We start from the raw sequence: 26,653 nt of genomic DNA on the forward strand, positions 1-26,653 counted from the left end.
TTGTAACCATTAAAAGTGACAGAATCATCATAATCGAAGGGGACAGAACGCGATGAGCCTAGGATTTACTCCGCTGCTTGGCACCCGCAGCATAACGCCGATTTATATGCAGCTCTACCACTACATCCGTTCGCAGATCGAGAATGGCGCGATCGCCGAAGGAAACCGGCTGCCGTCCATCAGACAGCTGGCGCAGCATTTAAGCATAAGCAAGAACACGGTAGAGTCGGCCTATCAACAGCTGCTGGCGGAAGGATATATTCAAAGCCGGGAGCGGAACGGATATCTCGTCCTGCCGCTCGATGAGCTGAGCATCAGCATGAAATCGGCCGCCGCTGAACCGCTGTTCGAGAATACCGAGGCAACGAGCCGGCAGTATGCTTATGATTTTCAGTACGGAGATGTTGAGCTTAACCGCTTTCCCTTGGAGACGTGGAAGAGGTGCTTGGTCGAGACCCTGTCCGCGGCGGACGCCCAAGTGCTCGGCTATGGCAATCGACTTGGTCATGAAGGATTGCGCGCAGAAATCGCAAATCTCGTATTTCAATCGCGCGGCGTCGCCTGCCACCCTGATCAAATCATCATTAGCGCAGGAACGCAGCAGGCAGTCAGCATGTTATGCCAGCTGCTGCCCTTAAGAGGAACCGCTGTCGGCATGGAAGATCCCGGCTATCATGGCGTTAGGACCGTATTGATCAACCATGGCTGCAAGCTTACCCCCATAGCGCTGGAACAGGACGGCATTCGGCTGGATTCGCTTCGGGCCGCCGATGTGAAGGCCGTATACGTCACGCCTTCTCATCAATTCCCGCTCGGAATGGTCCTTCCGATCCAGAAACGCATTCATTTGCTCCAATGGGCTGAAGAGAACGGGACATATATTATCGAGGATGATTACGACAGCGAATTCCGCTATTACAGCCAACCGATCCCTTCGCTTAAAGCGCTGGATAAACAGGAAAGGGTCATCTATCTGGGCACTTTCTCGAAGTCGTTTCTGCCGGCAGCGCGGCTCAGCTACATGATTATCCCGCCAGAGCTCATGCGGTCCATTCATCAATGGCTTCAGGATTACAACCAGCCCGTATCGCCGATTATTCAGCAAGCCGTCTGGCTCTTTATGAAAAATGGAGAATATGCAAGACATGTGCGAAAAATGAGACGCCTCTATCAAATGAAGCACAAGGCGCTGACGGCAGCCGTTTCGAAGCATATGGGCGACAAAGCAACAATTATCGGAGACGGATCAGGCCTCCATATTCTGCTTGATGTGAAGGGCAAGTCGAGGAGCTGGCTCATCGAGCGCGGCGAACAGTCTGGATGCAAGGTGTATTCTCCCCTCAAGCATTGGCTTTACCCGGCACAGTGCCCGGAATCACTTGTCATGTTAGGCTTCGGAGGATTATCTGTGGAGGAAATCGAGACCGGAATAGAGCTTCTCGGCAAAGCGTGGTTTTCACACTAGACTTCCTCCTGCACCTATCGCTGCAAGGGCAAATCCAATTTCAAAAAAACAGTTGCATTTAACTTGGCTTTTGTGTAATAATATTTCTTGTGCTTCACGAAAAACAGATGCCGTTGTAGCTCAATTGGTAGAGCAACTGACTTGTAATCAGTAGGTTGGGGGTTCAAGTCCTCTCGACGGCACCATCTTTTCACGGGACGTAGCTCAGCTTGGTAGAGCACCTGGTTTGGGACCAGGGGGTCGCATGTTCAAATCGTGTCGTCCCGACCATGATGTATACAAATTTACGCTGTGAAATATAAGCCTAATATATTCGAAGAAGAAGCTTGATCACTCAAGCTTCTTTTTTTTGCCGTTATATCGATTCTCCCCGACTCTGGAGCCAGGCAGCGATCTCTTCATACCCGTTCTCGTACGCATAATCTGCTGCCGTCAGATCCGATGAATCGGTCAGCCCAGGGTTGGCTCCGGTATCAATCAGCAGCTGCACGGCGTCCATATCGCCTCCTGATGCCGCCGTCATTAATGGCGACCAGCCTAAGCTGTCCTGCAAATTAGGATCGGCTCCATGCTCAAGCAGAAGCGCCGCGGATTCATGGCTTTGATTATATAAGGCAACGGTTAGCGCCGTCTCCTCGTAGCTTACCTCCACCTGGTTCGGATCGGCTCCCGCATCCAGCAGCAAATTGCCCATCTCCGTATCGTTGAACTGTGCCGACCACATGAGCGCCGTCCAGCCCTCTTCATCCGTCACATTCGGATTAATGCCGTCGTCAAGCAAGGATTGCACCCGTTCCATATCGCCTTCGGAGGCTGCCGTTAGCAGCTCGTCTTCGGATGCCGAATCCATGAAAGTATCCGCAATCTGCATAATCCCTTTCGAGAAGACGACCCCGACCGTAATCGAGCCGGCAACCGCCAGCACGGCGATTCCTGCAATGACGAGTCCTTTTTTGGACGATTTGAATTCGGCTGACGGCGTTATTCCTGCAAATTGCTGAATGGCGTAAATACGCTTCGGCAGCGGGGGATGCGTTGACAGCTTCTCTGCGAGCCAGACGAAGAGCCCTCTCTCTCTGCTGCTATGTAGCAAATATTCCTCGCGGTCAACCCGTTTATATAGCGTCTTGCCGATCGCCAGAACCGTTAAGCCATCCATGGCCGCTTCCGCATCGCCTGTGTAGTAGGCCGCCATCCGGTCGCAAGTATATTCGCATGCTCGCGAATACGCTTCTCCGATGAACGGAAACCATAAAGCGGGTATAATGAGCAGCTGCTTGACGAGATGATTACGTTTGTGATGCGCAAGCTCATGAGAAATCACGTACGCAAGCTCCCTGCTGCCGCCCGTTTGAATCAACTCAAACAAATCCGAATAAAGCACAACCATATTACGTCCAAAAAATCGTGAGGCAAAGGCGTTCAGAAAGCCTCCGGATTCCATCACATACACGTCAGGAACAGTGGAAAAGCCCATCCTTGCGCTCTGCTCCTGCACGAGGTCATAGACCTCCGGAAACTGCCTCGGCGATATCCGTACGCCATTCGTTCGAATATTCGCCATCATAACGGCTTGCGCAAATAAAGGGAGCAGGATTAGAATCGGTATTATAACAATAAATAAAACGGAAATGATGAGAGCCATGTACGCCAAAACACTAAAAATAAGCGCAAGGATAAAATATCGTTTCTCTTTCATATGAATAAGAGATGAGTCCAAGTGATTGTCATTCAATTGCCGCTTCCCCCCCAAAAAACGTTCACACCCGTATTTATAAGATCATGATCCGTTCGAGGAGGATCACTGATCGGATTCTTCCCATTTTTTCGAATAAGCCTTCTTCGTTATCCAGAGAGTCATCCAAGTAAGTAATACTACAATAATGCCTGCAAAGATCCATACGCCCGTCGGAACATTCATATTCGTAAGCCTCCATTCTTCTTCGTCTATTTTACAAGATATTATTCGGCTTCTCGCAACAAAATCGTTAACAAATTCGTAACTTTCCGTTTATACTAGTGCTAAATGTTTGTAAATTGATTTTCTTTCCAAGAGGTGACTAGTCGATGACAATACGATCCTATGAATTAATAAAACGTCTCCCGACCGTTGAGGAGCACCGGACGTTATGGGAGGCTGTCGGCTGGGGCAGCGTAAATACGGAAATGTCAGGCCCGTCGCTGGCACGGTCTTTATACGGCGTCGTTATCCTGTGCAGCGGTGAAATAGCAGGCATGGGGCGGGTTATTGGCGACGGCGCTATGTACTATTATATCCAGGATGTCGCGGTGCTTCCTGCTCATCAAGGCGAAGGACTCGGCAAGCGGATCATGGACAGCCTGCTCGCTTATGTAGAGTCCCATTGCGCAGGAGCAGGCTTTGTCGGTCTATTCGCCTCACATGGCAAGGATACGTTTTATGAACGGTTCGGCTTTTCCAATCATGCGCCGGGAATGACGGGAATGTTTAAGATCCTAGACACATAAAAAGGCTGCGCGTCCGGCCTTGGATGACCATACGCGCAGCCGTTTCTTTTTGCTATTCGCGGTTAACCCTTAAGATGAACGACGATATCGATCGGGTAACGGCCCGCGTTGCGCCCGTAGAGGGCGAGCCCGCCTTCGGTTGCTTCGAGCTGCAGCTTGAATTTGCGGGATGCGTTCAGCTTAGAAGTCAGCGCGCTTGGCACCGTCACCTTGCACAGGTAACCATAGGAGCCCGCTTCCTCAAGCTTTCTGCTTACCTGCTGGTAATGCCAGGACAATAAGCCGCGGCTGTCAGCCGGATTATCGGGAAGCACGATCGTATCCACAAGCTCCCCGTCGATCCGTACATTCAGCTTGGATGCATGCCGCTCAGAGCCGGTCATAAAATACGTGTTTCCGTTATATTCCGGATCAGCCAGCTTGCCGTGCATGAACGAGATATCCAGCTTTGCGGCCTCGCTCTCGCCTTTATTGCGCTTCAGCAAACGCTTGGCGCTCGCCTCAAAGTAAAGCTCCACAGCATATATCGCCGCCTGCTCCTCCGACCCGGGAAGCTCAACCTCATAAGTGAAATGGCCGGCTTCGCCTCCGTTCGCCTTATGATTCTGCAGAGCGTTCCAGCTATACGGCCAATCGCTGTCCGAATAACTGCCCACCGGCACGCTTATCACTTGACCGTCGGCTTCATACCGCCCTTGAGGCTCGCCGCTGCGAACATCGAACGCAATAAAATTGCGGGTAATGACACTGCCTTTTGCCGTCAAGAGACGGACGGCAAGCACGGCTGCGGCATCCTGGTCCGGGAGTGTCAGGGAAAGCGGCTCAAGCCGACTTACGCCGTAACCATTCCACTCCACCTCTTCGATGCCCGATTCCGCAACGGTGCGCGTTCCCAGATTATCGTGCCACAGCTCCCAGGCCAGTTGCAGGGTCTCGCCGTGATACTGATCCGAGAAGCTGGAGCGCAGAAGCTCCACCGATACCTTGGAGCCCGCAGCCTGCGTCTGACAAGGAGGAGCGTCAATGACGATAAAATCAGGCGAGTGCAAATCGGCAACGGTCATGCCCGGCACGAACCATTCGTAGCCGAAATCCTTATCCGAGCCGTCGAGACGGTAATAACCGTTGAATTCATTGATGACATCGCGGAATTCCGTGAAGACGAAGCCGCACATTTTGTCATGACGGCGGAATTCATTCATCATGTAACGGTAATGCCATGCCAGATCGCTGTCACCGGCACCGCCATCGATGCCCCACACGTTGCCGCATTCGCTGTTCATCAGAGGCGCATCGGTTTGTTTATTTCCTCCGATGTAGTTAAACGCAGAGCCGGCATAAGTCTTCTCGACCACTTCCGAAACATGCTCGCGAAGCTCTTTGTAGCCGTTAATATAAAAATGCCATGTATTAAGGTCGGATTCCACATGGTCATAATTGCAAGGCGAATTATCCTCAATAATACGTGTCGAGTCTGCCTGCTTCGCCCAGCGGTATATGCGGCGAACCCATTCCTGCGTCTGCGGCAGATAGTTATGCGGGCGCCTGTCGTCAGCCGTCAGCGAAGCGGCGCTGCTATTCGTCTTCAGTCCCCAGGTTTCATTGAACATAACCCAGGAGAAGATCGACGGATGGTTATAATCGCGGTCAATGAGCTCGCTCGCTTCGCTTTCGTAAGCTTCCCTCGCCTGCTCGTCCGGGTCCCCCCAGAAACAAGGCATATCCTCCATCACAAGAATGCCCAGCTTATCGGCCCAGTATAGCTTGCGCGGCTCTTCGGGCTTAATATGGATACGAACGAAGTTAAGACCCAGCCGCTTCAGCAGATAGATCTCCTCCTGCATCTCCCGGTCCGTCGGATAAGTAAAAAATCCGGTTGGGTGGAAGGATTGATCCAGCGTTCCGTTCAAATACACCGGCTTGCCGTTCAAGGTAATCCAGCGGTAATCCCGGTCGCCGACGATAGCCGTTCCGACCTCGCGCACGCCAAAGTACGTATGGATGTTATCGGTCCGGCCTGCGCTGGATAGGCTCACTTCCCCCTCATACAGATAAGGAGCTTCCGGACTCCACAGCTTGGGCTGATCGATCACGAACGACGTCCGGATCACATTGCTCCCCTCTGCCAGGAGTGCTTCAATCTGGTGGGAGACCTCCTCTTCGGCAAAAGAAAAGGAAAGCTTCGCTTGACCTGGATGACCCGCGATAATCGTGGTCGTCACCTCGACGGTACCGTCGATGCGGGTGTTGAACTTGGATTCGCGAACATAGTTTCGCGGCCTGGCTTCCATCCATACCGACTGCCATATGCCGCGTATTTCACCATAGCCCTGCTTGCCCCGCGCTTGATAGCTGTGATCGAAATCTTCTGCGCGAACGATAATTTTATTCGCCGCATCCGCAGCCCATACATCCGTCACATCAAATTCAAAGGTGCCGTAGCCGCCCGTATGCGTGCCGACCGCTTGTCCGTTCACCCACACATCGCATTTGTAGTCGACTGCGCCGAAGCGAAGAAACACGCGGGAGCCGGCATCTGCCGGAGTCCAATCCGCTTCCCTGTAATACCAGGCAATCCCTTTATCGCTGCTGCCGATGCCGGACAGCGGGCTTGACCACGAGAACGGAACCGTAATTTCGGATTGAAATTGCCCGGCGTCCGACTGATGCCAATTCGCTGCAAGCCCTTGATTCTCATGATCAAATTGAAAGGACCAGCTTCCGTTCAGATTAAGCCACTCTGTTCGCTGCCAGTCCGGACGCGGATATTCCGCCCGCGGAACATCGGTATGGGCGGCGTTTGCCGTATTCGTCATCATCTGTCTTCACAACCTCTCCATGCGGATGTAAAAATCGTTTCTCATTTTATTAATCCAATAGTTAATTAAATAAAAGAAAAACAACTATTTCGTAAACAGAATACGACTTTATAAACTAATTTGTCAACAAATCGTTTGAAATAGTTAGTATAATGAACTTTTAAATTAATAAAATTCACGTTTGAAAAAATTGGACAACAGATCGCTTCGATAAACGTGTTGACGAATTGACTGCAAATTATAACGATCCAGAGCACGTTGGTGAGTAAAACAGGTGATGAGTGCACGACCAATATCGCCCCAGCCAAAAAAACAGGCAAGGTCCCTCCGTTTGCGAGGTGGCTTTGCCTGTTTTCATGTATAACTTTTTCACAGTTTTTACAGCTTTCGAATCTGACTTAATAACACTTCGGAGGTCAGCCATTTGCGGAACAACAGAAACAGGATGATCGGCGGCAAACTAAGCAGCGCTCCGAGCTGCAGAAATTCCGGAGCAGCCGCTTCTCCCGAATGGGACAGCTGCATGAAGCGCAGCATTGGCGAGAACGATTGCGGATTGGTTGTATATAACAGAGACGGATGATACGAATTCCAAAGCGCAACGAACTGCAGAATGCCTAGCGCCAGCAGCGGCTTCCATATTTTCGGAATAAACAAGGCAAACAACGTATGAAGCTCTCCTCTTCCTTCCGCAGCCGCCCTCGCCTTCAAATCGCCATATTTGCTGTTGAAGATGCTTTTAAGCACAAATACGCTCACAATATGAAAGAAACCGGTAAATAGCTGCGGAAATAACGTACCGATCATGCCGGCGCCATGAAAAAACATAAACTCGCTTATCGTCCCCGTTCCAATGACGAGTGCGAACAGCAAAAACAGTTTATACAGCCCGCGTCCGGGCAAATCCTTGACGGTTAACGGATATGCCAGCGTAACGGTCATCAGCAGATGGATGATAACGGCGGCAAAATTCAAAAACAGGTATGAAACCAAACTGCCGGCCGGCAGCCAGTCGAATACGGAACGCCCTACCCCTCCGCTTTGCGTAAAAGGATGGATGAACAGCAAGTATAACGGTACAATCACAGCTGCGGCGTATAAGGAGGCAATGATGATTCCGGCTGCGCCGCTCCCCATGCCTGCCGGCGCGATCCTGGGAACGGAGAAACGGCTGAATAAATCTACTAGAAACGATCCCCTTACGATGAAATACGCCCCTAACGTGAATAACAGCTGAATCGCAAGCTGAATGATGCCAACCGCTGCTGCGACGCTGAATTCCGCTTGAAGAAGACCTGCCCGATAGCTGAAAGTATCGAGCGTATCTCCGGTTTCGGAGACTAACGGATTAACGAGGCTGTGAATGAGCTCGAAATCGGTGCTTAGCACTGCGGACATTTGAAGCAGTCCGAAAGCGGTTACGGCTCTAAGCGCAGGATATACATGCCATTGCATGAAGCTTCCGCCAGGAATGCCCGGATCCCGCGCTTTCCCGGAATCGCTGCCATACTTGGCTGCAATGGCGGCAAGAGCAACCGCTATCGGAATGCCGCATGTTTTCAGCAGCTCCGTAAGGATGACGAGCGGCCGGAATGAGGATGGATCGGCAAGCAGGAAATTTTCCCCCATGGAAAACGGCGATTGCGAAGGCGAGAACGCATAGATCGCTACGCTTGCGATGACGACGGAAGGCAGAAAAAAAGGCAGCAAAAACAATGCCGAGAAGATCTGTCTCCATCCGTTCCAGCGGATTGTGCTGAGTGCCAGGGCGACGACGAACGCGACGATAGCGCTTGCCAATACATATCCGATTTTGATCACAAGCGTATTGGCAAGCACCTGACGAAAATCGGGATTCTGAAATAGATGGATATAATGCCGAAATCCGACCCATTCGCTGGAAAAGATGCCTGAAAACGGTTTATAGTCTTCCATGGACAAAATAATACCGTAGCAAAAAGGCCATATTTTAAAAATGAAAATCAATAAAATAGCCGGCATTACAATGATATAATGCAGCTTATACTTCCAAATTTTATCCATCTGGCTGTCACGCTCCCCATCCCCTAATTTTTACTAAATTATACGGGCTGGCGCCGGAATTGTATAGTAAGCAGAAACGCCTATCGGTGTCCCTGTCTGAGGACGCAACCGTTTCTCGATGAAATATAAGCCCATTTATAAGTGCTAAACTTATAAAGTCTTATATTTGAAGAACTAACGCCGGCCGCGCCTTTCGATTACGCTTGGATTCTTGTATAATTAGCCTCTAAATGGATGCTGTAAGGGAGAAGCACTATGTCAAATCGAAAATGGAATATCGGGATCGCCGTCCTGTTCCTATTATTCGCCTGCTTTCTGCTGAGCTTCCTGTTCTCAACGGTTCGCATCCGGGCGCTGATTCAGCCTATATTTGAAGTAAACGAAAGCATGGAAGCAGCCCGTCACGTCGTGTTTATCGCGCAGGAGCTGGATAACCCTTATTGGCGGTCAATCGAAGCAGGCGCGCGGGATGCGTCCCGCAAGTACGGCTTCCTGCTCGATTACGAGGGTCCGTACCGCATCAATCCGGAGGAACAAATCAAACTGCTCGAGAAAGCGATTGCCTCGAAAGTAGATGCGGTTCTGCTGCAAGGGCTGAATGATCCCCGCTATCGTTCGGTCATCGACACAACCGTTAGCCAGGGGATCCCGGTCATTACGGTGGATACGGACGAGCCCGGCAGCAAACGCTTGACCTATGTCGGCACCGACAATTATGAAGCGGGCAAACGAATGGGAGAGCTCGTGGCGGAGGCGTCCTCCGGACAAGGCGTAATTGCCGCCCTGATCGGGAATGAAGCCTCGCCGAATCAGCAGCTCCGGCTTAACGGCTTCCGCGAGGTGATCGGACGTTACCCGGGGCTTGCCGTCGCACAGGTTCGTTCGTCGAACATTTCCAGGCTGCAGGCGGCCAGTGAAACGGAGGATATTCTATCGAAATACCCGAAGGTCGGCTATTTGGTCGGATTCAGCGCATTGGACGGGATCGGCATGCTGGAGGCTGCGGAACGGACGAGCTCCGGACAATTGCGGATATTTGCTTTCGATGACCTGGAGGAAACGTTAACCGGCATACGGGAAGGAAAAATAATGGCCTCGATCGTGCAGCAGCCTTATGAGATCGGACGCGAAGCGATTGTTCAGCTGGATGCCCATTTCCAAGGGAAGAAGCTCCCGAAGCAGCTGTATACGCCGGCTAACGTGCTGAATCGCCGTACGGTTGACGATGGCGGAAACGGAGACGATAAGCGATGACGATCCGTACGAAGCTGCTCATTTTCATCCCTCTACTCGTCCTGCTCGTAGGCTCGGTCTCCTTCTTTCTGTATCAGAGCGGCAAGCTCGTGCAGCAAAGCTATCATATGATGATGGACCGTCTGTTATTGTACAAGTCTTCCGTCCGGACAACCGACGATACTCTTAACAGGCTGTATATCTATCTGCTGAATCCGAATGACAGCAGCCGGTTGCAGCTGAAGGAGGCGCGATTTCGCTTACGGGACCAACGCGCGGCTCTTGAGGAGCAGTTACATTACTCCCATCATGCAGCGGCACTGGAGAACTACGTGCATATGGTCGATACGTTCATGGAGCAAGAGCAGGCGGCTTTCGACGCCGCGCAGGGACAGACTCCCCGCTCCGCCCTCGCCCTATACGCCGAGGCGGAGAAGACAGCCGGCTTCATCCGCGAGGACGGGCAGCTGCTTGTTGACCAGGAGCTGGACTTCTATCAGCCGGTCTATCAACGCATACAAGCCGAGAATAACCGGATGAACCGGCTTGGCGCCGCCGTATTCGTCATCAATACGCTGATGAGCATCCTCATTGCGGTCTGGATTTCCCGCAGCGTTACCGGTCCCGTCAACCGGCTGGTCGCCCGGGCCAAGCAAATTTCCAAAGGCGAGCTGAAGGCAAAGCCTTCGCCGTTTCGCGCGAGCGATGAGCTTGGCGCATTATCGGAGGCGCTCGAACAAATGTCGAACGACCTGTCCGTATTCATCGAGAAGGACAAAGCAAGCTTAGAGAAAGACCGCCTCGTCAAGGAGCTGGAGCTGCATGCGCTGCAGAGTCAGATTAATCCTCATTTTTTGTTCAATACGCTGAATGTGTTATCCAAGCTTGCGCTGCTGGAAGGAGCCGAGCGGACAAGCGATCTGATCGTGTCCATGTCGAACCTGCTGCGGTACAATTTGCGAAACCTGGACCAGCCGGTGACTCTGCAGGATGAAGTCCGGCATGTGCAGGCGTATTTTAAAATCCAGCAAGCCCGCTTCCGGGACCGGGTACGGCTCGAGCTGGACATCGATCACACGGTTCTGCGCGTTCCGATTCCGGCGTTAACGCTTCAGCCTCTTGTGGAGAATGCCTTCCTGCACGGGATTGAGCAGATGGAGAGCGGCGCGATGATTCGTCTCGGCATCTCGCGGTCGCCGGAAGGGGTATCCGTATCCGTGACGGACAACGGCCGCGGAATGAGCGGGGAGGAACGCTTGAGCCTGCTGCGGCTCGAAGCCGGGACGGATAACAAACAGTCTACGGGACTGGGCACCAGAAACGTGTTCAAACGGCTGCAGTTATTTTATGATAAGCCCGCTATGATCGACATCAAGAGTGAGCCGGGAAAAGGAGCAACGGTTACGATTCTGATCCCGGAGCAAAAGGAAGGTGAACAAGCGTATGTACCGACTTCTGATCGCGGATGACGAGGCGCTGGAGCGCGAAGGCTTGGAATGGATCATTCGGCGCATGCTGCCTGACCGGTTCCAGGTCATTCATGCGGCGAACGGGCGCGAGTCGATCGAACGGGCCGAGGAGCATCGCCCTCATATTATTATGATGGACGTGAATATGCCCGGCATACAAGGACTGGAAGCCGTCCGGGAAATTAAGAATAAGCTGCCGGATGCCAAATTCGTCATGGTGACGGCCTATGATTATTTCGCGTACGCCAAGGAGGCGCTGTCGCTCGGCGTTAAGGAATACCTCGTCAAGCCCGCGGGACGGGAGCAGATCGTTCATACGTTAGAGCAGCTTATGCAAGAGCTTGACGATGAGAAACGCAAGCGCTCCGAGGAGCTCGAGCTCAAGGCTAAACTGTCGCAGCTGCTGCCGCTCGCAGAGAACGAGCTGGCGATGATGCTCATGATCAATCCGGTTACGGATACGCAGCCGGAGCAGCTGTCCGATTGGCTGGACTTCCCTCTCGATCAAGGCTGCGCCTTCGTTCTTGCTTTACCGGAAATCATGCAAGCCGATCATAAACCGAAGATAGCCGACGCCGTTAGGAGCTACGTTAAATCCTTCGAGAAGAACAGCATCGTCAGTTCCATGATCGACCGGCACATGGCGGTCTTCCTTCGAAAATCGCCAACCGCGGCGGAGGAGCGTTGGAAGGACCGGACTTCGTCGTTCGGCGAAGAGCTGCGCGCGCTTGCAGCCAGGCTCCTGGAAGCAGAAGCATCCATCGGAATAGGGACGACGAGATCCGGGGCCGAGGGTCTGCGCAAATCGTATTTCGAGGCCGTGTTCGCCTCAACCTATTACGAGCAAAGCGGCAAGGTGTGCCGGTTCGATGAGCTGACGCAGCGGAACGGCCTGTTGAACGAGGAGCTTGGGGATCGGTCGGTGAAGGCGGATCACGCGGATTCCGCCCGCCAAGCATACGTTCTGACAGCCATGCAGCGCATACGAGAACAGCGGGAGCAGCATACGCAATCCGTGCTGGACCGGGCGCAGAGCTATATCCAAAGCCGGTATACCGAAGAGCTCTCGCTTGAAGAGGTGGCCGACCACGTTCATTTGAATCCTCATTATTTCAGCAAAATCTTCAAGCAGCTGGTAGGCACGACCTTTATCGATTATGTAACCGGCCTTCGGATCGATAAGGCGATAGCGTTGATGGCCGAAGGTCATTTAAGCCTGAAGGAGGTTTGCTTCGAGGTCGGGTACAATGATCCGAATTATTTCAGCCGCGTCTTCAAGAAAGTAACGGGGCTTCCCCCTTCGGAATACCGTAACAAAAGTAAATAATGGTAAAGATTGAACGTCCATGTCATGCCGACATGGACTTTTTTATGCTCGGGCAGTCAACAAAATGCTAGTTTCCCCTTATTGCCCCGCAAACTGGAGGAAGCCCGAATTTAATGCGGGAACAACACGGATAAGTGAAGGTAATTGACCGCTGACCGGAGCCTTCCGCGTGCTATAATGAAAATCGTTTCAAGGCAGAACGGGTATTTCAGAGAGGAGATGGGAAACAGTGGAAATGACTGTAAAACAAAAAAACGAGCAGGTGAGCATGAAGTTCGTCACGCTTGTTTCAATCGTATCCGCTTTAGGAGGCCTGCTGTTCGGCTTCGATACAGCCGTCGTGTCAGGCGCCGTCGGATTTATGGAGCAGCACTTTGATTTATCGAAAATACAGGTCGGCTGGGCGGTATCCAGCTTAATCATTGGTTGTATCGCCGGAGCCGCGATATCCGGCATATTAGGCGACAGATTCGGCCGCAAGCGGGTGCTCATAGCTGCCTCATTGCTGTTTATTATCAGCTCAATCGGCACGGCGGTTCCGGAAACGTTCTCCGGATTTGTTATTGCCCGTATGATCGGAGGCATCGGCATCGGCATAACCTCCACCCTATGCCCTCTGTATAATGCCGAAATTGCGCCGGCCAGGTATCGCGGCAGACTGGTCGCTTTGAACCAGTTGGCTATCGTATCGGGCATTTTCCTTACTTATTTCGTTAATCTGTGGATTTCCGGCTTTGGGGACGAGGCTTGGGGAATAAGCAACTCATGGCGCTGGATGTTCGGAGTGGGCGCGGTTCCCGGCTTGCTTTTCCTGCTGCTGCTGTTCCTTGTTCCGGAAAGCCCAAGATGGCTGATCAAGCAAAATCGTCCCGCGGATGCGCTTCCGATTCTATTGCGAATTCACGGCGAGGAGCTGGCCAAGAAGGAAGTCATCGATATCAAACATTCCTTCGCTACGGAGAGCGGAACGATCCGTCAGCTGTTCAAACCCGGTCTTCGGATTGCCCTGGTCGTTGGTGTCGGTCTTGCCGTTCTTCAACAAATTACGGGTATTAATGCCGTTCTGTATTATGCCCCGGAAATTTTCAAAGCAGCGGGCGCAGGCACGAATGCATCGCTTGTGCAAACTATTCTGGTCGGACTGATTAACCTCCTGTTCACGTTGGTCGCTATGTGGTTAATCGACAAGGTCGGACGCAAAGCGCTGCTGCTGATCGGTTCGGCATCCATGACCGTTTGCTTGCTGGTCATCGGCATCGCATTCCAGACCGGTCAAACCGCAGGACCATTGGTGCTTGTATTTATATTGCTCTACGTCGCTTCCTTCGCGATCTCGCTTGGACCGGTCGTCTGGGTCATGATGTCCGAGATTTTCCCGAACCGCATCCGCGGCAAAGCGATTGCGATCGCGTCAATGGCTTTGTGGGCGGCAGACTATGTCGTATCCCAGACCTTCCCGCCTCTGCTCGGTTCCGCCGGGCCGGCAGCTACCTTCTGGATTTACGGCAGCATGGCTTTGCTGGCCTTCTTCTTCACTTGGCGCGTCGTGCCCGAGACAAGAGGGAAATCGCTGGAGCAGATCGAAGCGTTATGGACACCGAAGACGCCTGCGGCAGTCAAAGGAACTTCGGAGTCCGACGAGGCCAAAGCTGTCTCGCCAATTGAAGCTTTATAATCATTCCATCTCCCATGTATAATAGGGTTATCCCCATAACCTGACAGTAGGAGACGAAGAGATGGATTTCCGTTTAGATTTAATCGAGACCAAGATCGAATTTTTTGAAGCTTATGATCTTACGGCGCTTGAACAAAAAATCGACCGGCAGATCGAAACGAATAAAGCGCTTCTGCTCGACGTTAGCAGCGTAAGTCACCAAGCCGTGTTCAATCCGAAAACAGAGAAAATGCATTACAGCGCGGTCGTTCATTTTAAAGCCAAAAGGTAGTTTACCGTCTTTCGCACCCGTCATCTCTGACATAAAACCGCTCACCGTTTATACGGTGGGCGTTTTACGTTTGTCCATTCCCATTCATAAGCGGTCAACCATTACCATCGGTAAATTGAGAAAGCTGGCATAACTTCCAATGATTTGGGTCATCTTATTGAGGTATTACCCATTTAAAAGGAGGAACTGACATGGCTAAACCGGATGACCGTTCGGATAATGTTGCTCGTTTACAGGAGAATATCGAAAATACGGAAGCCAATATGCAGGAAGCTAACGAGTATTTAAATGAATTTGCGGATGAAATTTCTGCAGAAGAGAAGCAGGCTATTAAAGCAAAAAATGAGCGCCGCGAGGAAAGCATCCAGGGATTCGCAGCTGAGAAGCAAGACGAAGCAGGCCAGTAAGGGCTGCGATTGTTTCGAATCCCGTTCATGGGCATCGTATAACGTAATCAAACAGCCGGACGACCTGATTAGTCCTCCGGCTGTTTACCGTCTCTCCGTTTACTTGGTCAGAAGACCCTTATAGATGCCCGGAGTTGAATTTTCAATGATTTCGGCTCCGACCATTTTGGCGTAATATTCCTTAGGCCCCGCGCTGCCGATAACGGCGTAGCCATAGCCAAGTCCGCGCATAGCGTGGAGAGAAGCCAGGAGCAAGCCTTTTCCCGCTCCCGCCTTACGTTCGTTCTCCGAAATGCCGGTCGGACCAAAAAAGTTTTTGCAGGTCGCTTCATAACAGGCAAACCCAATCAATTCGCCATCTTTGACGGCAAGAAAACAGGAAACCGGCTGATTCGCAAAAGCAGCCTCGCATTCGCTTGCCCAGCCTTCGTTAAAATGGTTGCGCACCCATTCGATAACAATATGCTTCTCGGGCGCAATCGCCCGGCGGATGTCGATCCCTTTATCAGCCAGCGATTGGATATCCGGTTCAAGCTTTGGCAGCTCGTAAAGCTTAACAAGCATATCGGACATAATAAAATCTCCCATTTCGTTTTTTCATTCATTATACATCAAAACGTCGTTTCACATATAAAAAAAAACAGCAGCCAAAGGGCTGCTGCATGTTGCGTTAATGACCTGATGAAACGGCAAGTCCGATCCGGTCGATCATTTTCCGGCTTTCCTCATTCAAACCCGTTATCTCGACCTTTTTATCATTTTGCTCATACTTCAAGACGACCTTCGAGATCGCCGTTACGGCGGAATGATCCCAGACATGGGATGCGGAGAAATCAATTATGATTTTATCCGGATCCCGATTCACGTCGAACAGCTCGCCAAAATGGCTCATCGTTCCAAAAAACATTTGCCCGCGAATAACGTAAAGCTTCGTTCCGTCCTTATTCATTTGGGACGATGCCTGGATTTTAGACATTTTCCAACCGAAAATAATGGCGCTCAATACGACGCCTGCTAGAACGCCTCTTGCCAAATCATGCGTATATACGACGACTGCAACCGTGATCACCATAACAATTGAATCGGCCGCGGGAATCCTTTTTAAGTTCGTCAGGGATTGCCAGTCGAATGTGCCGATGGATACCATGATCATGACGCCTACTAATGCAGCCATTGGTATCTGAACGACCACTTTCCCCAGCACCATAATTAAAAATAAAAGAAACACGCCTGCAACCAAGGCGGATAACCTGCCTCGTCCGCCTGATTTTACATTAATAACGGACTGTCCGATCATGGCGCAGCCAGCCATCCCGCCAAAAAAGCCGGTTACGAAATTGGCAATGCCTTGTCCACGAACTTCCCTATTTTTATCGCTCTTTGTTTCCGTTGCTTCATCGACGATCGTTGCCGTCATCAGCGACTCGAGCAGGCCGACAATGGCCAACGTCAAGGAAGTGGGCAAAATGATCATCAGCGTTTCCATCGTCCACTCGATTTGAGGAATATGGAACATCGGAAGCTGCTGCGTAATCTTCCCCATATCGCCTACCGTGCTCACATTCATGCCTGCCAGAACGGTAATCAGAGTCATAATAATGATGGCGACGAGCGCCGAAGGAACGGCTTTCGTAAATCTCGGAAGAATATAAATGATAGCTAACGTCGAAGCGACTAATACGTACATCAACCAGCCTTGACCTTTGAATTGAACCAATTGCGCCATAAAGATCAGAATAGCCAGCGCATTCACAAATCCGATAATGACGGGCTGCGGCACAAAGGTTATAAACCTGCCGAACTTGAACACGCCAAAAATAAATTGAATGATGCCGGTTAGAACGGTAGCGGCAAATAAATACTCCACGCCGTGGTCCGCTACGAGGGTCACCATAAGGAGCGCCATCGCGCCGGTTGCAGCCGAAATCATGCCGGGACGGCCTCCGAAGATCGAAATCAGGACGGCTATGCTGAAAGAAGCATACAAGCCTACCATAGGATCGACTCCTGCAATGATGGAGAACGCGATCGCCTCGGGAATAAGCGCAAGCGCTACGGTTAATCCGGCTAAAATGTCCCCTCTGGCATTGAAGAACCATGTGCTTTTCAGTTGTGTAAGCAAGTTAAATAATCTCCTTTGAATGTATGAATTTTTGACTTTCCACTCTCAGAAAAGTCGGGGCCGATGATCACTGAACATTAGTATACACAGATCGGTCACATATAACTACCGCATGATCAATCGAAGTAAGCGCTTAAACATGATGAATGCTGCTTAATTCTCTATTTTACTTAAAAATGCATCTGAATAAACCATCGGGAGCTATCCCACGAAAATCAAATCGCAGAAGAGGCGGCATTATGCCGCCTCTTCCGCGATTCCTCACGTTATTCGGCTATATCGTCATTCCAGACGATATACCTTCAAATTCGCATATTCGGCGATTAACGGCGCCATTTGGCGAAACCCGATTTTTCCGCTGCCGAGAACGGGACCGTACGCCTCCCCGTCATCCGCCCATTCCAACACGGGCAGATCATTGATGGATAGACGGAATTCCGCCCCCCGCTTACTCAGCTTGAGATGATAAGGGGACAAGCAATCTTCCACGTTCGGAATCGGATCCGCGCCCTGCGCGACAAGATGGAAACCGTAGCTTTTACGCAGATTGCACGTATGAAAACCTCTCTCGTCCGGATACCTTCTACGGAAGTAAGAGATATGCAAGGCGCGGATGTCCCCGAACGTATAATGCTCATACTGCCCCGTCCTTGCCTGCAGCCCGGGATCGAACAAATCCTCTCCGTTCATTCCGGATGCGGCAAGAAACAGCATGCACAGCCCGGGCTCGCGGACCGGCCAGAAATCCCATTCGACCTGAATGTCGCCCGGAAACTGTTCAGGGCACCAGAATACATAATTCGCCGCCTGCTCCTTTGAAGGATCGATCGCGTTCTCCATCCGCAGCCGTCCGTTCGGGAATGTGAGCTTTGCTTGGCCCTCCAGCCGGAAGCTCCGCACATCCTCCTCCGCAGCCAGCTTATTCTCATAAATCAGTGTAAGCCCCTCTTTGTCCATCGCCGAAGCGCCCCTTTCCTAAACAATTGCTTCCTTATTGTAAGATTATCGCACAAGGTAAACAATGATGCGATCTATCGATTTGCTTCGGAATAGAACGATTCTAAACTTTAAATGGTTCTATTGATCCATTGGGATTTAAATGAAAATCATGAATAAATTATCACTTCGATGACACCCTAATAAGAAATGGTTCAAGGGAGGTTTTTCCATGAGCGGATTTGATCCTGTGGAACCTATCGTATCAGAAATCAAAGCTGTTTTGGGTCACTCCCCCGATTTTATTTGCCGGAAAGTCGTCATCCAAGGATTATCCCATGTTTACTGCATGTATTTGACAACGATTACGGATTCGAGCGTTATTGACGAGTTGATCGTGAAGCCGATAAAAGAAACGAGTCTTCAAGATAACCAGTCTTTTAAAGATTCCGTTAGCCTGCTCAGGGCCTCGATCCCCGTTCCTGAAAAGAAGCAAATCGCATCCAAAGACGATCCCGTAAAAAATATATTGGAAGGAAATTGTGTAATCTGGGATCCTTCAAGCCAAACCTTACTGGTTTATTGTACGGCTAAAAACGATTATCGGAGCATTACCGAGCCAAGTTCAGAAGCTGTCATCCGCGGGCCGAGGGAAGGCTTCCTCGAAGATATTGAAAGCAATGTCGGTCTGATCAGGAAACGGCTAAAAAGTTCTAATCTCATCTTTGAAGAATTCTCGATCGGAAGCGCGACAAAAACCACCATTTATATGACGTATCTTGCCAACGTTGCGGATGACGCAATCGTAAAGGAGTTTCGATCCCGTATATCCGCGGTCCAAACGGACAGTATTTTGGAGAGCGCGTATATGGAGGAATGGATTCAAGACAAGACCTTCTCTCCTTTCCCCCAGGTGCTTAGCACGGAACGTCCGGATGCTGTAGCCGCCAAGCTAATTGAAGGCCAAGTAGCCGTCTTGACCCAAGGCACGCCGATGGTTCTTGTTGGACCGCTTACTTTTTTTCAGATGTTTTCTTCGCCTGAAGATTATTACCAACGCGCCGACATCGCCACGCTGCTTCGCTGGCTGCGAATGTTCTCGTTTCTGTTAGCCATATTTACTCCTGCTCTTTATGTCGCCATTGTCAGCTTCCATCAAGAATTGCTGCCGACGCCGCTTCTAATCAACCTGGCGGCCCAACGAGAGGAAGTGCCCTTTCCCGCTATAGTCGAAGCACTGATTATGATCATTACGTTCGAAATTTTGCGCGAAGCGGGACTTCGCATGCCGCGTATCGCAGGTCAAGCAATCTCGATCGTAGGCGCCCTCGTGATCGGACAAGCAGCTGTGGAAGCCGGGCTCGTCTCCGCGGCAATGGTTATCGTCGTATCCTTGACCGCGATTTCCAACTTCATCTCGCCGTTGTACAGCTTTGGTATCGCGCAGCGAATTATTCAATTCGCGTTTATGCTTTTGTCGGGCGTCATGGGTTTATTCGGTCTGATGTGCGGCGTGTTTTTCTTGCTCGTTCACTTGGTTTCCATACGTTCTTTCGGCGTCAAGTACATGACGCCGCTCGCTCCGGTTATCGTATCCGATTGGAAGGACACGCTCGTCCGAATACCGCACAATTGGATGAAACGGCCGACTGGCTCCTTAAGAACGAAGAAGGGAAGAAGGTAATGGCGTGTTGAAACCGATATGCCTTTGGGCGTGTATCATCCTTTTGTGTACGGGATGTTGGGACACGAAAGAGATAAATCAATTAGCCATCGTCAATTTAGGTGGGGTGGATAAAAATCCGGAGACGGGCACTATAACCGCCTATTATCAAGTTATTAATCCGAGCGGCCTCTCCGCCAGGCTAAGCGGCGGACAGAACGCAGCCGTCTATACCTTTCATTTCAAAGAATACAGCTTGGGCAAATTTACTGTCAAAACCAATACGCTAATGCCGCGGCAACTGTTTATGCCGCATATGCAAGCCATAATCGTGACGGAGAGGTATGCCAAGCAAGGGGTGCTCGATTTGCTGAATTACTATGAGCTCAGTCCCGAACGCAGGAGCAATATCGTTTTTATCGTTACGGAATCTCCCCTATCGACGATCATGAACAGCTATACGCCATTGGACCGCATACCGGGGAGATACATCCGCTCTTTGACGAATCTAACGGGGCAGGGATATACATCCGGCTTCGAGCCGATTCGGATGAGGGACATGATCAAGAGCATCTACCGCCGTAAGCCGACGGTCATGCCGACGATCAAATACACCTCAAACCGATCCGCCGATACGACGGAAAGACTTGAAGAAGCGGACGTGAACAAGCAGTCCATCGTGTTTACCGGCGGAGCCGTATTCATTCACGGACGTATGGTGGGCCGGTTCGATATCCCTACTAAACTAATATTCTCTCTCCTGAATGGGGATTTAATTACTTATGTGGAAACCGTTTATCTGAACGGCAGCATGATCGATTTGGAAGCCCGGGATATTCAGGCCGAGCGGCACTGGGAAAGCGGATCCGGACTTACGATGAAGGTGCATGCCAACCTGAGGGTTATTAATAACCAGCAGAACATCGTCATGTCGGAGCAAAATCTCCATGCCATTGAAGAAGCGTTTAATAAAAAGCTGGAGGAGAAGGCGCAATCCCTTCTTAAACTCGCGAGACAAAAAAACTGGGATTTGTTAGGCCTGCAAGACCAAGGCGTCGAGGAGCGGAAATGGCGCACTTTTCCCGTAAGCTTTGAGATTAGCTCCAGCGCGAGGATGATCGGCAACACGATCGGACCCTATTTTTTTGAGAAGGAGTGAACGGATTGGAAAATGCGCGCATAAGCGGATGGCAAATGTTCGTTATTACGTTCTTTTTCACAGCGGGTACAACCTGGATCATCCTTCCGGGAAAATTAATCAGCGACGCCAAGCAATACAGTTGGCTCGTATGTCTGTGGGCCATGGTTTACGGACTTGCCATCGCTTTGCTGTGGCTTTTCTTGGCCAAACGGTTCCCGGGCAAAAACCTGATTGAAATTGTGACCCTCGTATTAGGCCGGTGGGCCGGCGGCTTGGTGGCTTTGTTCTACATCCTCTACTTCACGCAAATCGCATCATGGGTGACAAGAAATTTGAGCGATTTTATGAATATCAGCTTAATGCCGAGGACGCCTCAATCCGTTTTTCATGTCATGGTGTTAATCATTTGCGCGTATGCCGTCGTGAAAGGCATCGAATCGATCGCAATGGTCACGGAGCTGCTAACGCCGTACCTTCACTTTGTTTTCTGGATTCCCGTTACATGGGGCGTCGCACGAGAATGGGATTGGCAAAATTTCAATGTGCCGTTTGAGTTCCATTTCTTGAATACCTTCGATCAAACCAAGTATCTATTAGGCTTTCCGTTTATGGAAACCGTCTCTTTGATGATGCTGTTCCCCTACGTGCATAACCGTTTAAAGACGTCATACTTATTAGGGGTTTTCGCGGCCGGGACCATCATGATACTCAGCGTGTTGATGCCGATCGGAAGTCTCGGGGTCGAGCGCAGCGCGCATCTCGTCTACCCGATTTTCGTGCTCTTCCGGGAAATGCAGTTCACGGGGTTTCTGGAGCATCTGGAAGCAATTCTGGCGATCAACATTCTTTTTGTCGTATGCCTTAAATTAAGCATCGTTTTTTATTGCGCCGTGCTTGCCATTTGCCAATTGTTCGGCGTGAAGAAGCGTTCCGCCGTGGCTTACCCCCTGATCTGGTTCCTATCCGCTTATTCGCTGTTGTTTGAAAATATCGTCATGAACGTCGAATGGGTGGACAACTATTTGTTTCATTATTACGCTTTGTATGGCATCGTCTTCCCTGTGCTCCTGCTGCTGGTTGCCTGGATGAGGCGGATGAACCATGCGCCGTTAAGCGGCGGGAATCGACCGGCATGACGGGACTCATCGCCTTGTTCGTCGTTTTTGTCGCCATCGGCGCGTTCTTCTTAAGTAAGGATAAGAACGGCACCGGCAGAGATTACTTTCTGTTTATCGCCATAACCCTGCTAGGCGCTCTTTTATGGGGAAGCCTTATACAGCGCCGTCCCATCGATATCAATCAACTTATTGGCGATATCCTGGATCGGCTCGTTTAGTCCGCCACAATTGGCGGTCCGTTCTTATCCTCAAGTATACAGTTACCTGCTGAAGTAATCCTCCAGCCCATTCGCAATTGCTTTGGCTGCTTTCTTCTGATAGCCGGAGCGGCGGACGATAGATTCATCCTTTGCGTTGGACAAGAAACCGAGCTCTACGAGCGTTGATACCGTATCATTTTCCCGCAAAACGTGAAGATTGCCAAAAGAAATCCCGTTGCTCTTCAAGCCGATACCGTCAGCAAGTCTGTTTTCGATCGCACGCGCCAATGGCCGATCTTTCGTTTCCGAATAATAAAAGGTAAGTATGCCGGACGTTTTTTTCTCCGAAGAATTATAATGGATGCTGACGAAAGCGTCCGCATCGGATGATTCGCTTATCCTCACCCTGTCGGAAAGCTCGGGCTTCTCCTCTTCCTTCGTTCTTGTCATAAGAACGCGCGCTCCGCGGCTGCGAAGCTCATCCTCGAGGTAGAAGGAAGTGCTCAAATTAATTTCATTCTCCATCGTTTCATATTTCGTTCCGATCGCTCCGGGGTCGTCTCCGCCGTGACCGGGATCAATGACGATTACTCTCCCCTTCAGTCCCTTCGATTTTCCCGAAGAAACCGCCGCCGTTTGTGATGCGCCTTTCTCGATATAACGATCCGATACCCAGCCGACTTGCTCATCCGGAGTCTGGATCTGAACCCAACCTTTCCGGTTGTCTATTATCGTAACAGCCTCGCCCTTTGTCAGGTAACCCAGAATGTCATAGTTCAATCCGGCGCCGTCCCTGATCCGCAGCGTATCTGCCAGCACAGTCGCCCGGGTGGCCGCAGAACTCTTTTGCACACTGCCGTCCTGATCTGTCGCCGTTGCCGTAACGACCTTGCCATCGACCTTCTTCATATATTGGCCTGCCGCCCAGCCGGAGACCCGGTCCGACTTGATGCGCAGCCAGCCGTACTCTTCCTTCGAAACGGTGACTGTCTCGCCTTTCTTCAAAGAACCCACGATCGACGATTCAGACGAAGGTTCGCTGCGGACATTCAATGAGTCGGTGTACACCTTGGCTATGTAACTGCCGCTTGCTTCCGCCAGATTTGGTATATAACCGGTAATACCAACCAACCCGCAGATCAAAATTGTCAGGTATATAATTTTTTTCATACAAATCTCCTTCAATATACTTTAGGATATGTAGGTCTACTATTATACCTGAAATTACTAGATTCGTGCAGACCTAAATATGCAAAATTACGCCAGCATTCTCCATGCGCCGTCAAAAAACTGGAATTATAGCCATACGACAGTTGTGTCGCTGCAAAAAAGAGCAGCCCGGCGGCTGCTCTTCTTTGTTAATTTATACGTTTGCCATCCTATCATTTTGAATCTTAAGCTGATTGCGATATACGAACTTAGAGATCGTAATGCTGATTTCATAGAGCAGAAATAAAGGCACTATGACGATGATATCCGACAAAATATCCGGCGGGGTGATCGTGATCGCAACAATCGCCAGTATAAAATAAGCCAGCTTGCGCGCTTTCGCCAGACGGTTGGGATTCAGAATCCCGAGCTTCGTCAGAAACATAACGATGGCCGGCATTTCGAACAACAGCCCGAACGGCACCGTCATGTGAATCATGAACGTAAAGTACTTCTGAGCCGTGTACATTGTAACAAACTCGTCTGCGGCCATGCTGTTCATAAAATGCAGCACCATCGGGAACAAAATGAAGTATCCGAAGCATATGCCGATGATGAACAGCAAGCTAATGCCCGGTATAAACAGAAGTGTCGCGCGCCGTGTTTGCTGAGGTAGCGCAGGCGTGACAAACTTCCAAGCCTGGTAGGCTGCAATCGGAAGTGTAATGGCAATTGCAACGACGCCCGCAATCATCATATATACCCAGATGACGTCAGAAGGACCGAGCAGCACCAGCTTCTGGTCGAAGTCCCTGACAAGCCACTGATAGATATCCTTCACGTAGATGAAAGCCGCTGCCATCGCAACAAGGAATGCGACCAGCGTCCGGATTAATCTCGAACGCATCTCCTCCAAATGACCGATAACACTCTGCTCATTCGGATTTTTCATCTTACTTGCCGACAGCCGCCGAAGCCTTCGACGCTTCCTCATCTTTGCTGTCTTTGCGGTCTTCGTCATCGCCGCCTACCAGTCCGCGCGTAGCCCCTTTGAACTCGCTCAGCGTCCGCCCGAAAGCCCGGCCCAGCTCGGGCAGCTTCGACGGCCCGAAAACAATAAGCGCAATAATGAGAATTAGCACTAATCCTCCGATTCCAATATTACCAAACGGCATATAAACCTCTCCTTAGATGATAGTATTCAGCCACGGATGCAATCCGTGGCTGATCTTACGAACATTAACCCAATTTAAAACCGCTTATCGCTACAACTCCGCAGCGAGGCATCTTATCGCCCTTGCGGTGCGGCCATGTGCTTGTCGGTTTATTTAGATCAGTAGTCATTTCACCTGGATGTTGCACAGATAAGAATAAAGTCTGTTCATCAGGTGTGAAGAACGGCCCCGTTAATTCAGCATCTACCGGCCCGGAAGCAAACTGAAGCGCCGTACCTTTGCCTTCTCCGCTTGTCGGAATAACAAACAATCCGTTATTCATGAACGATTTGTATACACCCTTATTGTGGCTGCTCGTGGAGATATCCGTAACTACCCATAGATTTCCGTTTGAATCAAACGCTAAATTGTCCGGCGAGCTGAAACCGGATTGTCTGCCGCCGGCCGCAAAAATCTCAAAGTCAAACTCAAGCGAACCTAAGTCGTTGCCTGCTTCAAAAATACGTGTGATGTGCCCATGAATGTTACCATGAGTATCATTATTTGTGTGACAGATAAAGACCGTATTGTCGAACGGTGAAATCTCGATATCCTCCGGCCGGTCTGTGGGAGTCCCGCCTACCAGCAGCGCGGCTTCATGGCAGAATGTTACGACATCGCCTTGAGTTCCGAACTTTTTAAGAAGATCTTCTTTCTTTGCGGAAATGCCATAAGGATTTTTATATTTTTCATTGGATAATACTTTTTTCACTTCTTCAATGGTGACAGGCAGCCATTTACCCGATTTGAGATTCGCTACATATAGCGTCCCTTCTTCCAACAATGCGGAATTGCCGCGGCCTTTCAGCTTATCGTATTTACCCTTACTTACAAATTTATACACACAAGCGTCCTTTTTATCATCGCCCATGTATACGACGACTCTGCCATCGGCTGCCATTCCCATTGCCGTGTTCTCATGGTTGAAACGCCCCAAAGCCGTATGTTTCTTAAGATAAGCTTGATCAAAAGGATCAACTTCAACTACCCATCCGTAATGTGTGTCGGGAAGTTTTGCGTTTGCAGCAGTATCCGAGTAATTCTCTTCGCATGACAGAACCGTGTTCCAGAACGTTACTCCGCCGGAACAATTCGCAAATGTGCCGATGGCGGTTGTCGAGTTGCCCAGTGCTGCGGACCCTCTTGCCGGCCCTGTAAGATCAAATTTAGTTGTTCCATTGATTCGGCGCGCATATTTAGAAGTTGTGTCCATTTTCCAGGTACCGTTCTCGTCACGGAATACTTCGATGACAGACATACCCTGATAATAAAGATCTTTTTTTATCTGGTCTGCAGTCATCTTATCATCGACAATCGGACCTAAAGAGAAAATATTCGTATACTCATGGTTAGTTACAAGCAATCCGCGCGTATTCGATCCATTGATTGGAAAAAATGCGTTATAGTCGGCACCTTGGCCAAACTTTTCTCCGGCGGTGTTAATAACATCATCAAAAGCAGCGACAACATCATATTTAAAGTTCTTAGGTATAACCAGATTGTCTTCTTTCGTTGGTTGAATCGGATCAAAGTATCCGCTAACCTTATTCGTTTTAAAGCCGAACAAATGGTCAGCAGTCGATGACATTGCGGACGCTTTACCATCTAACGCACCTAGTCCCGCCGATGCCGCAGCCAAAGCAGCTGCTCCGGTTCCTAAAAAAGAAAGAAACGTTTTACGATCCATGTTCTTATTCAAGCTTGTCCACTCCCTATCATTAAGATCCTCTACAGATATAAGGATAATAAGGTAGTGTTAAGCTATTGTTTCCTGGACCTGTATTGTTTGTAAATGCGGGAATCATTATCATTGCTGTCCGTGATGATATGCGAACATGGCATAACCAAGCGCTGCCGGGGCTAATCGCCCGAGCAGCGCGCGGTTTTTACGAATAGTGCCTCATTCGAATCGTG

At 50.3% G+C, this 26,653-nt stretch carries 22 protein-coding genes and 2 tRNA genes; 14 read left to right on the forward strand and 10 right to left on the reverse strand.

Annotation, left to right across the window (positions count from 1 at the left end):
- Positions 1–52: 52 nt before the first annotated feature.
- From pdxR to H581_RS0118130, 3 genes are all read left to right on the forward strand, one after another.
- The gene (pdxR, locus tag H581_RS0118120) at positions 53–1,465 is read left to right on the forward strand and encodes a MocR-like pyridoxine biosynthesis transcription factor PdxR (protein ID WP_036718791.1); all 1,413 of its coding nucleotides are present in this window, start codon (positions 53–55) and stop codon (positions 1,463–1,465) included.
- Positions 1,466–1,574: 109 nt separating this feature from the next.
- Positions 1,575–1,650 (forward strand) — tRNA-Thr (locus H581_RS0118125).
- A gap of 8 nt (positions 1,651–1,658) precedes the next feature.
- Positions 1,659–1,735: transfer RNA gene (locus H581_RS0118130), tRNA-Pro, on the forward strand.
- Between the two features lie 85 nt (positions 1,736–1,820).
- Here the strand turns inward: H581_RS0118130 and H581_RS0118135 are convergent.
- Positions 1,821–3,200, reverse strand: coding sequence for a M48 family metallopeptidase (locus H581_RS0118135; protein WP_036718793.1), 1,380 nt, complete (start codon positions 3,198–3,200; stop codon positions 1,821–1,823).
- Positions 3,201–3,532: 332 nt separating this feature from the next.
- Here H581_RS0118135 and H581_RS0118145 point away from each other — a divergent pair, with 332 nt between their 5' ends.
- Positions 3,533–3,952 (forward strand): GNAT family N-acetyltransferase, encoded by a 420-nt coding sequence (locus H581_RS0118145; protein ID WP_051250921.1) that lies wholly within the window; start codon positions 3,533–3,535, stop codon positions 3,950–3,952.
- A 62-nt stretch (positions 3,953–4,014) separates the two neighbouring features.
- Here H581_RS0118145 and H581_RS0118150 read toward each other — a convergent pair whose 3' ends face one another.
- Complete coding sequence (locus H581_RS0118150) at positions 4,015–6,771, reverse strand: glycoside hydrolase family 2 protein (RefSeq protein ID WP_028611262.1); 2,757 nt, start codon at positions 6,769–6,771, stop codon at positions 4,015–4,017.
- A 378-nt stretch (positions 6,772–7,149) separates the two neighbouring features.
- Positions 7,150–8,814 carry a hypothetical protein gene (locus H581_RS0118155; protein ID WP_028611263.1) on the reverse strand — a complete coding sequence of 555 codons (1,665 nt, stop codon included), beginning with the start codon at positions 8,812–8,814 and terminating at the stop codon, positions 7,150–7,152.
- A 255-nt stretch (positions 8,815–9,069) separates the two neighbouring features.
- Between H581_RS0118155 and H581_RS0118160 the strand changes: the two genes are divergently transcribed.
- The 6 genes from H581_RS0118160 (at position 9,070) to tlp (ending at position 15,196) form a co-directional block, all read left to right on the forward strand.
- Positions 9,070–10,068 (forward strand): substrate-binding domain-containing protein, encoded by a 999-nt coding sequence (locus H581_RS0118160; protein ID WP_028611264.1) that lies wholly within the window; start codon positions 9,070–9,072, stop codon positions 10,066–10,068.
- Positions 10,065–11,516, forward strand: coding sequence for a sensor histidine kinase (locus tag H581_RS0118165; protein ID WP_028611265.1), 1,452 nt, complete (start codon positions 10,065–10,067; stop codon positions 11,514–11,516). Before H581_RS0118160 ends, H581_RS0118165 begins: the two co-directional genes overlap by 4 nt.
- Entirely contained in the window at positions 11,491–12,843 is a 1,353-nt protein-coding gene (locus H581_RS0118170) for a helix-turn-helix domain-containing protein (RefSeq protein ID WP_028611266.1), read from the forward strand. The genes H581_RS0118165 and H581_RS0118170 overlap by 26 nt, the downstream gene beginning before the upstream one ends.
- A 235-nt stretch (positions 12,844–13,078) precedes the next feature.
- Positions 13,079–14,518, forward strand: a complete 1,440-nt coding sequence (locus H581_RS34410; RefSeq protein WP_051251060.1) for a sugar porter family MFS transporter — start codon at positions 13,079–13,081, stop codon at positions 14,516–14,518.
- A gap of 61 nt (positions 14,519–14,579) precedes the next feature.
- Positions 14,580–14,789: a YrzA family protein gene (locus tag H581_RS0118180; RefSeq protein WP_028611267.1), complete on the forward strand. Its 210-nt coding sequence runs from the start codon at positions 14,580–14,582 to the stop codon at positions 14,787–14,789.
- 191 nt (positions 14,790–14,980) lie between these two features.
- Positions 14,981–15,196 carry a small acid-soluble spore protein Tlp gene (gene tlp / locus H581_RS0118185; RefSeq protein WP_028611268.1) on the forward strand — a complete coding sequence of 72 codons (216 nt, stop codon included), beginning with the start codon at positions 14,981–14,983 and terminating at the stop codon, positions 15,194–15,196.
- Positions 15,197–15,295: 99 nt separating this feature from the next.
- Here the strand turns inward: tlp and H581_RS0118190 are convergent, their stop codons facing one another.
- From H581_RS0118190 to H581_RS0118200, 3 genes are all read right to left on the reverse strand, one after another.
- Entirely contained in the window at positions 15,296–15,769 is a 474-nt protein-coding gene (locus tag H581_RS0118190) for a GNAT family N-acetyltransferase (protein WP_028611269.1), read from the reverse strand.
- Positions 15,770–15,866: 97 nt separating this feature from the next.
- Positions 15,867–17,318 carry a SulP family inorganic anion transporter gene (locus H581_RS0118195; protein ID WP_028611270.1) on the reverse strand — a complete coding sequence of 484 codons (1,452 nt, stop codon included), beginning with the start codon at positions 17,316–17,318 and terminating at the stop codon, positions 15,867–15,869.
- Positions 17,319–17,600: 282 nt separating this feature from the next.
- Positions 17,601–18,275, reverse strand: a complete 675-nt coding sequence (locus tag H581_RS0118200; protein WP_028611271.1) for a DUF1961 family protein — start codon at positions 18,273–18,275, stop codon at positions 17,601–17,603.
- Positions 18,276–18,486: 211 nt separating this feature from the next.
- On the opposite strand from H581_RS0118200, the gene H581_RS0118205 reads away from it, so the two are divergent.
- The 4 genes from H581_RS0118205 to H581_RS0118220 are packed head-to-tail and all read left to right on the forward strand — an operon-like array spanning position 18,487 to position 22,394.
- Entirely contained in the window at positions 18,487–19,938 is a 1,452-nt protein-coding gene (locus tag H581_RS0118205) for a spore germination protein (protein ID WP_051250923.1), read from the forward strand.
- 4 nt (positions 19,939–19,942) lie between these two features.
- Entirely contained in the window at positions 19,943–21,076 is a 1,134-nt protein-coding gene (locus H581_RS0118210; RefSeq protein WP_483823582.1) for a Ger(x)C family spore germination protein, read from the forward strand.
- Between the two features lie 5 nt (positions 21,077–21,081).
- Positions 21,082–22,194: a GerAB/ArcD/ProY family transporter gene (locus H581_RS34415; RefSeq protein WP_051250925.1), complete on the forward strand. Its 1,113-nt coding sequence runs from the start codon at positions 21,082–21,084 to the stop codon at positions 22,192–22,194.
- The gene (locus H581_RS0118220) at positions 22,191–22,394 is read left to right on the forward strand and encodes a hypothetical protein (RefSeq protein ID WP_028611274.1); all 204 of its coding nucleotides are present in this window, start codon (positions 22,191–22,193) and stop codon (positions 22,392–22,394) included. Before H581_RS34415 ends, H581_RS0118220 begins: the two co-directional genes overlap by 4 nt.
- A gap of 42 nt (positions 22,395–22,436) precedes the next feature.
- Here the strand turns inward: H581_RS0118220 and H581_RS0118225 are convergent, their stop codons facing one another.
- The 4 genes from H581_RS0118225 to H581_RS0118240 all read right to left on the reverse strand — a co-directional run bounded on the left by H581_RS0118225 (position 22,437) and on the right by H581_RS0118240 (position 26,426).
- Complete coding sequence (locus tag H581_RS0118225; RefSeq protein WP_028611275.1) at positions 22,437–23,546, reverse strand: N-acetylmuramoyl-L-alanine amidase family protein; 1,110 nt, start codon at positions 23,544–23,546, stop codon at positions 22,437–22,439.
- A gap of 193 nt (positions 23,547–23,739) precedes the next feature.
- Positions 23,740–24,477, reverse strand: coding sequence for a twin-arginine translocase subunit TatC (tatC, locus tag H581_RS0118230; protein ID WP_028611276.1), 738 nt, complete (start codon positions 24,475–24,477; stop codon positions 23,740–23,742).
- A gap of 1 nt (position 24,478) precedes the next feature.
- Positions 24,479–24,700, reverse strand: a complete 222-nt coding sequence (tatA, locus tag H581_RS0118235; RefSeq protein WP_028611277.1) for a twin-arginine translocase TatA/TatE family subunit — start codon at positions 24,698–24,700, stop codon at positions 24,479–24,481.
- Between the two features lie 64 nt (positions 24,701–24,764).
- Positions 24,765–26,426 (reverse strand): PhoX family protein, encoded by a 1,662-nt coding sequence (locus H581_RS0118240; protein ID WP_028611278.1) that lies wholly within the window; start codon positions 26,424–26,426, stop codon positions 24,765–24,767.
- Between the last annotated feature and the right edge of the window lie 227 nt (positions 26,427–26,653).

The organism is Paenibacillus harenae DSM 16969 (assembly GCF_000422465.1).
GTDB lineage: Bacteria > Bacillota > Bacilli > Paenibacillales > Paenibacillaceae > Pristimantibacillus > Pristimantibacillus harenae.

Bases quoted from the DNA above. Each gene is read 5' to 3' on its own strand.
- H581_RS0118190 (WP_028611269.1), bottom strand. From the start codon at position 15,769: ATGTCCGATATGCTTGTTAAGCTTTACGAGCTGCCAAAGCTTGAACCG.
- H581_RS0118145 (WP_051250921.1), top strand. From the start codon at position 3,533: ATGACAATACGATCCTATGAATTAATAAAACGTCTCCCGACCGTTGAG.
- tatA (WP_028611277.1), bottom strand. From the start codon at position 24,700: ATGCCGTTTGGTAATATTGGAATCGGAGGATTAGTGCTAATTCTCATT.
- H581_RS0118165 (WP_028611265.1), top strand. From the start codon at position 10,065: ATGACGATCCGTACGAAGCTGCTCATTTTCATCCCTCTACTCGTCCTG.
- pdxR (WP_036718791.1), top strand. From the start codon at position 53: ATGAGCCTAGGATTTACTCCGCTGCTTGGCACCCGCAGCATAACGCCG.
- H581_RS0118155 (WP_028611263.1), bottom strand. From the start codon at position 8,814: ATGGATAAAATTTGGAAGTATAAGCTGCATTATATCATTGTAATGCCG.
- H581_RS0118150 (WP_028611262.1), bottom strand. From the start codon at position 6,771: ATGATGACGAATACGGCAAACGCCGCCCATACCGATGTTCCGCGGGCG.
- H581_RS0118180 (WP_028611267.1), top strand. From the start codon at position 14,580: ATGGATTTCCGTTTAGATTTAATCGAGACCAAGATCGAATTTTTTGAA.
- H581_RS0118240 (WP_028611278.1), bottom strand. From the start codon at position 26,426: ATGGATCGTAAAACGTTTCTTTCTTTTTTAGGAACCGGAGCAGCTGCT.
- tlp (WP_028611268.1), top strand. From the start codon at position 14,981: ATGGCTAAACCGGATGACCGTTCGGATAATGTTGCTCGTTTACAGGAG.
- tatC (WP_028611276.1), bottom strand. From the start codon at position 24,477: ATGAAAAATCCGAATGAGCAGAGTGTTATCGGTCATTTGGAGGAGATG.
- H581_RS0118200 (WP_028611271.1), bottom strand. From the start codon at position 18,275: ATGGACAAAGAGGGGCTTACACTGATTTATGAGAATAAGCTGGCTGCG.
- H581_RS0118225 (WP_028611275.1), bottom strand. From the start codon at position 23,546: ATGAAAAAAATTATATACCTGACAATTTTGATCTGCGGGTTGGTTGGT.
- H581_RS34410 (WP_051251060.1), top strand. From the start codon at position 13,079: ATGACTGTAAAACAAAAAAACGAGCAGGTGAGCATGAAGTTCGTCACG.
- H581_RS0118205 (WP_051250923.1), top strand. From the start codon at position 18,487: ATGAGCGGATTTGATCCTGTGGAACCTATCGTATCAGAAATCAAAGCT.
- H581_RS0118170 (WP_028611266.1), top strand. From the start codon at position 11,491: ATGTACCGACTTCTGATCGCGGATGACGAGGCGCTGGAGCGCGAAGGC.
- H581_RS0118220 (WP_028611274.1), top strand. From the start codon at position 22,191: ATGACGGGACTCATCGCCTTGTTCGTCGTTTTTGTCGCCATCGGCGCG.
- H581_RS0118160 (WP_028611264.1), top strand. From the start codon at position 9,070: ATGTCAAATCGAAAATGGAATATCGGGATCGCCGTCCTGTTCCTATTA.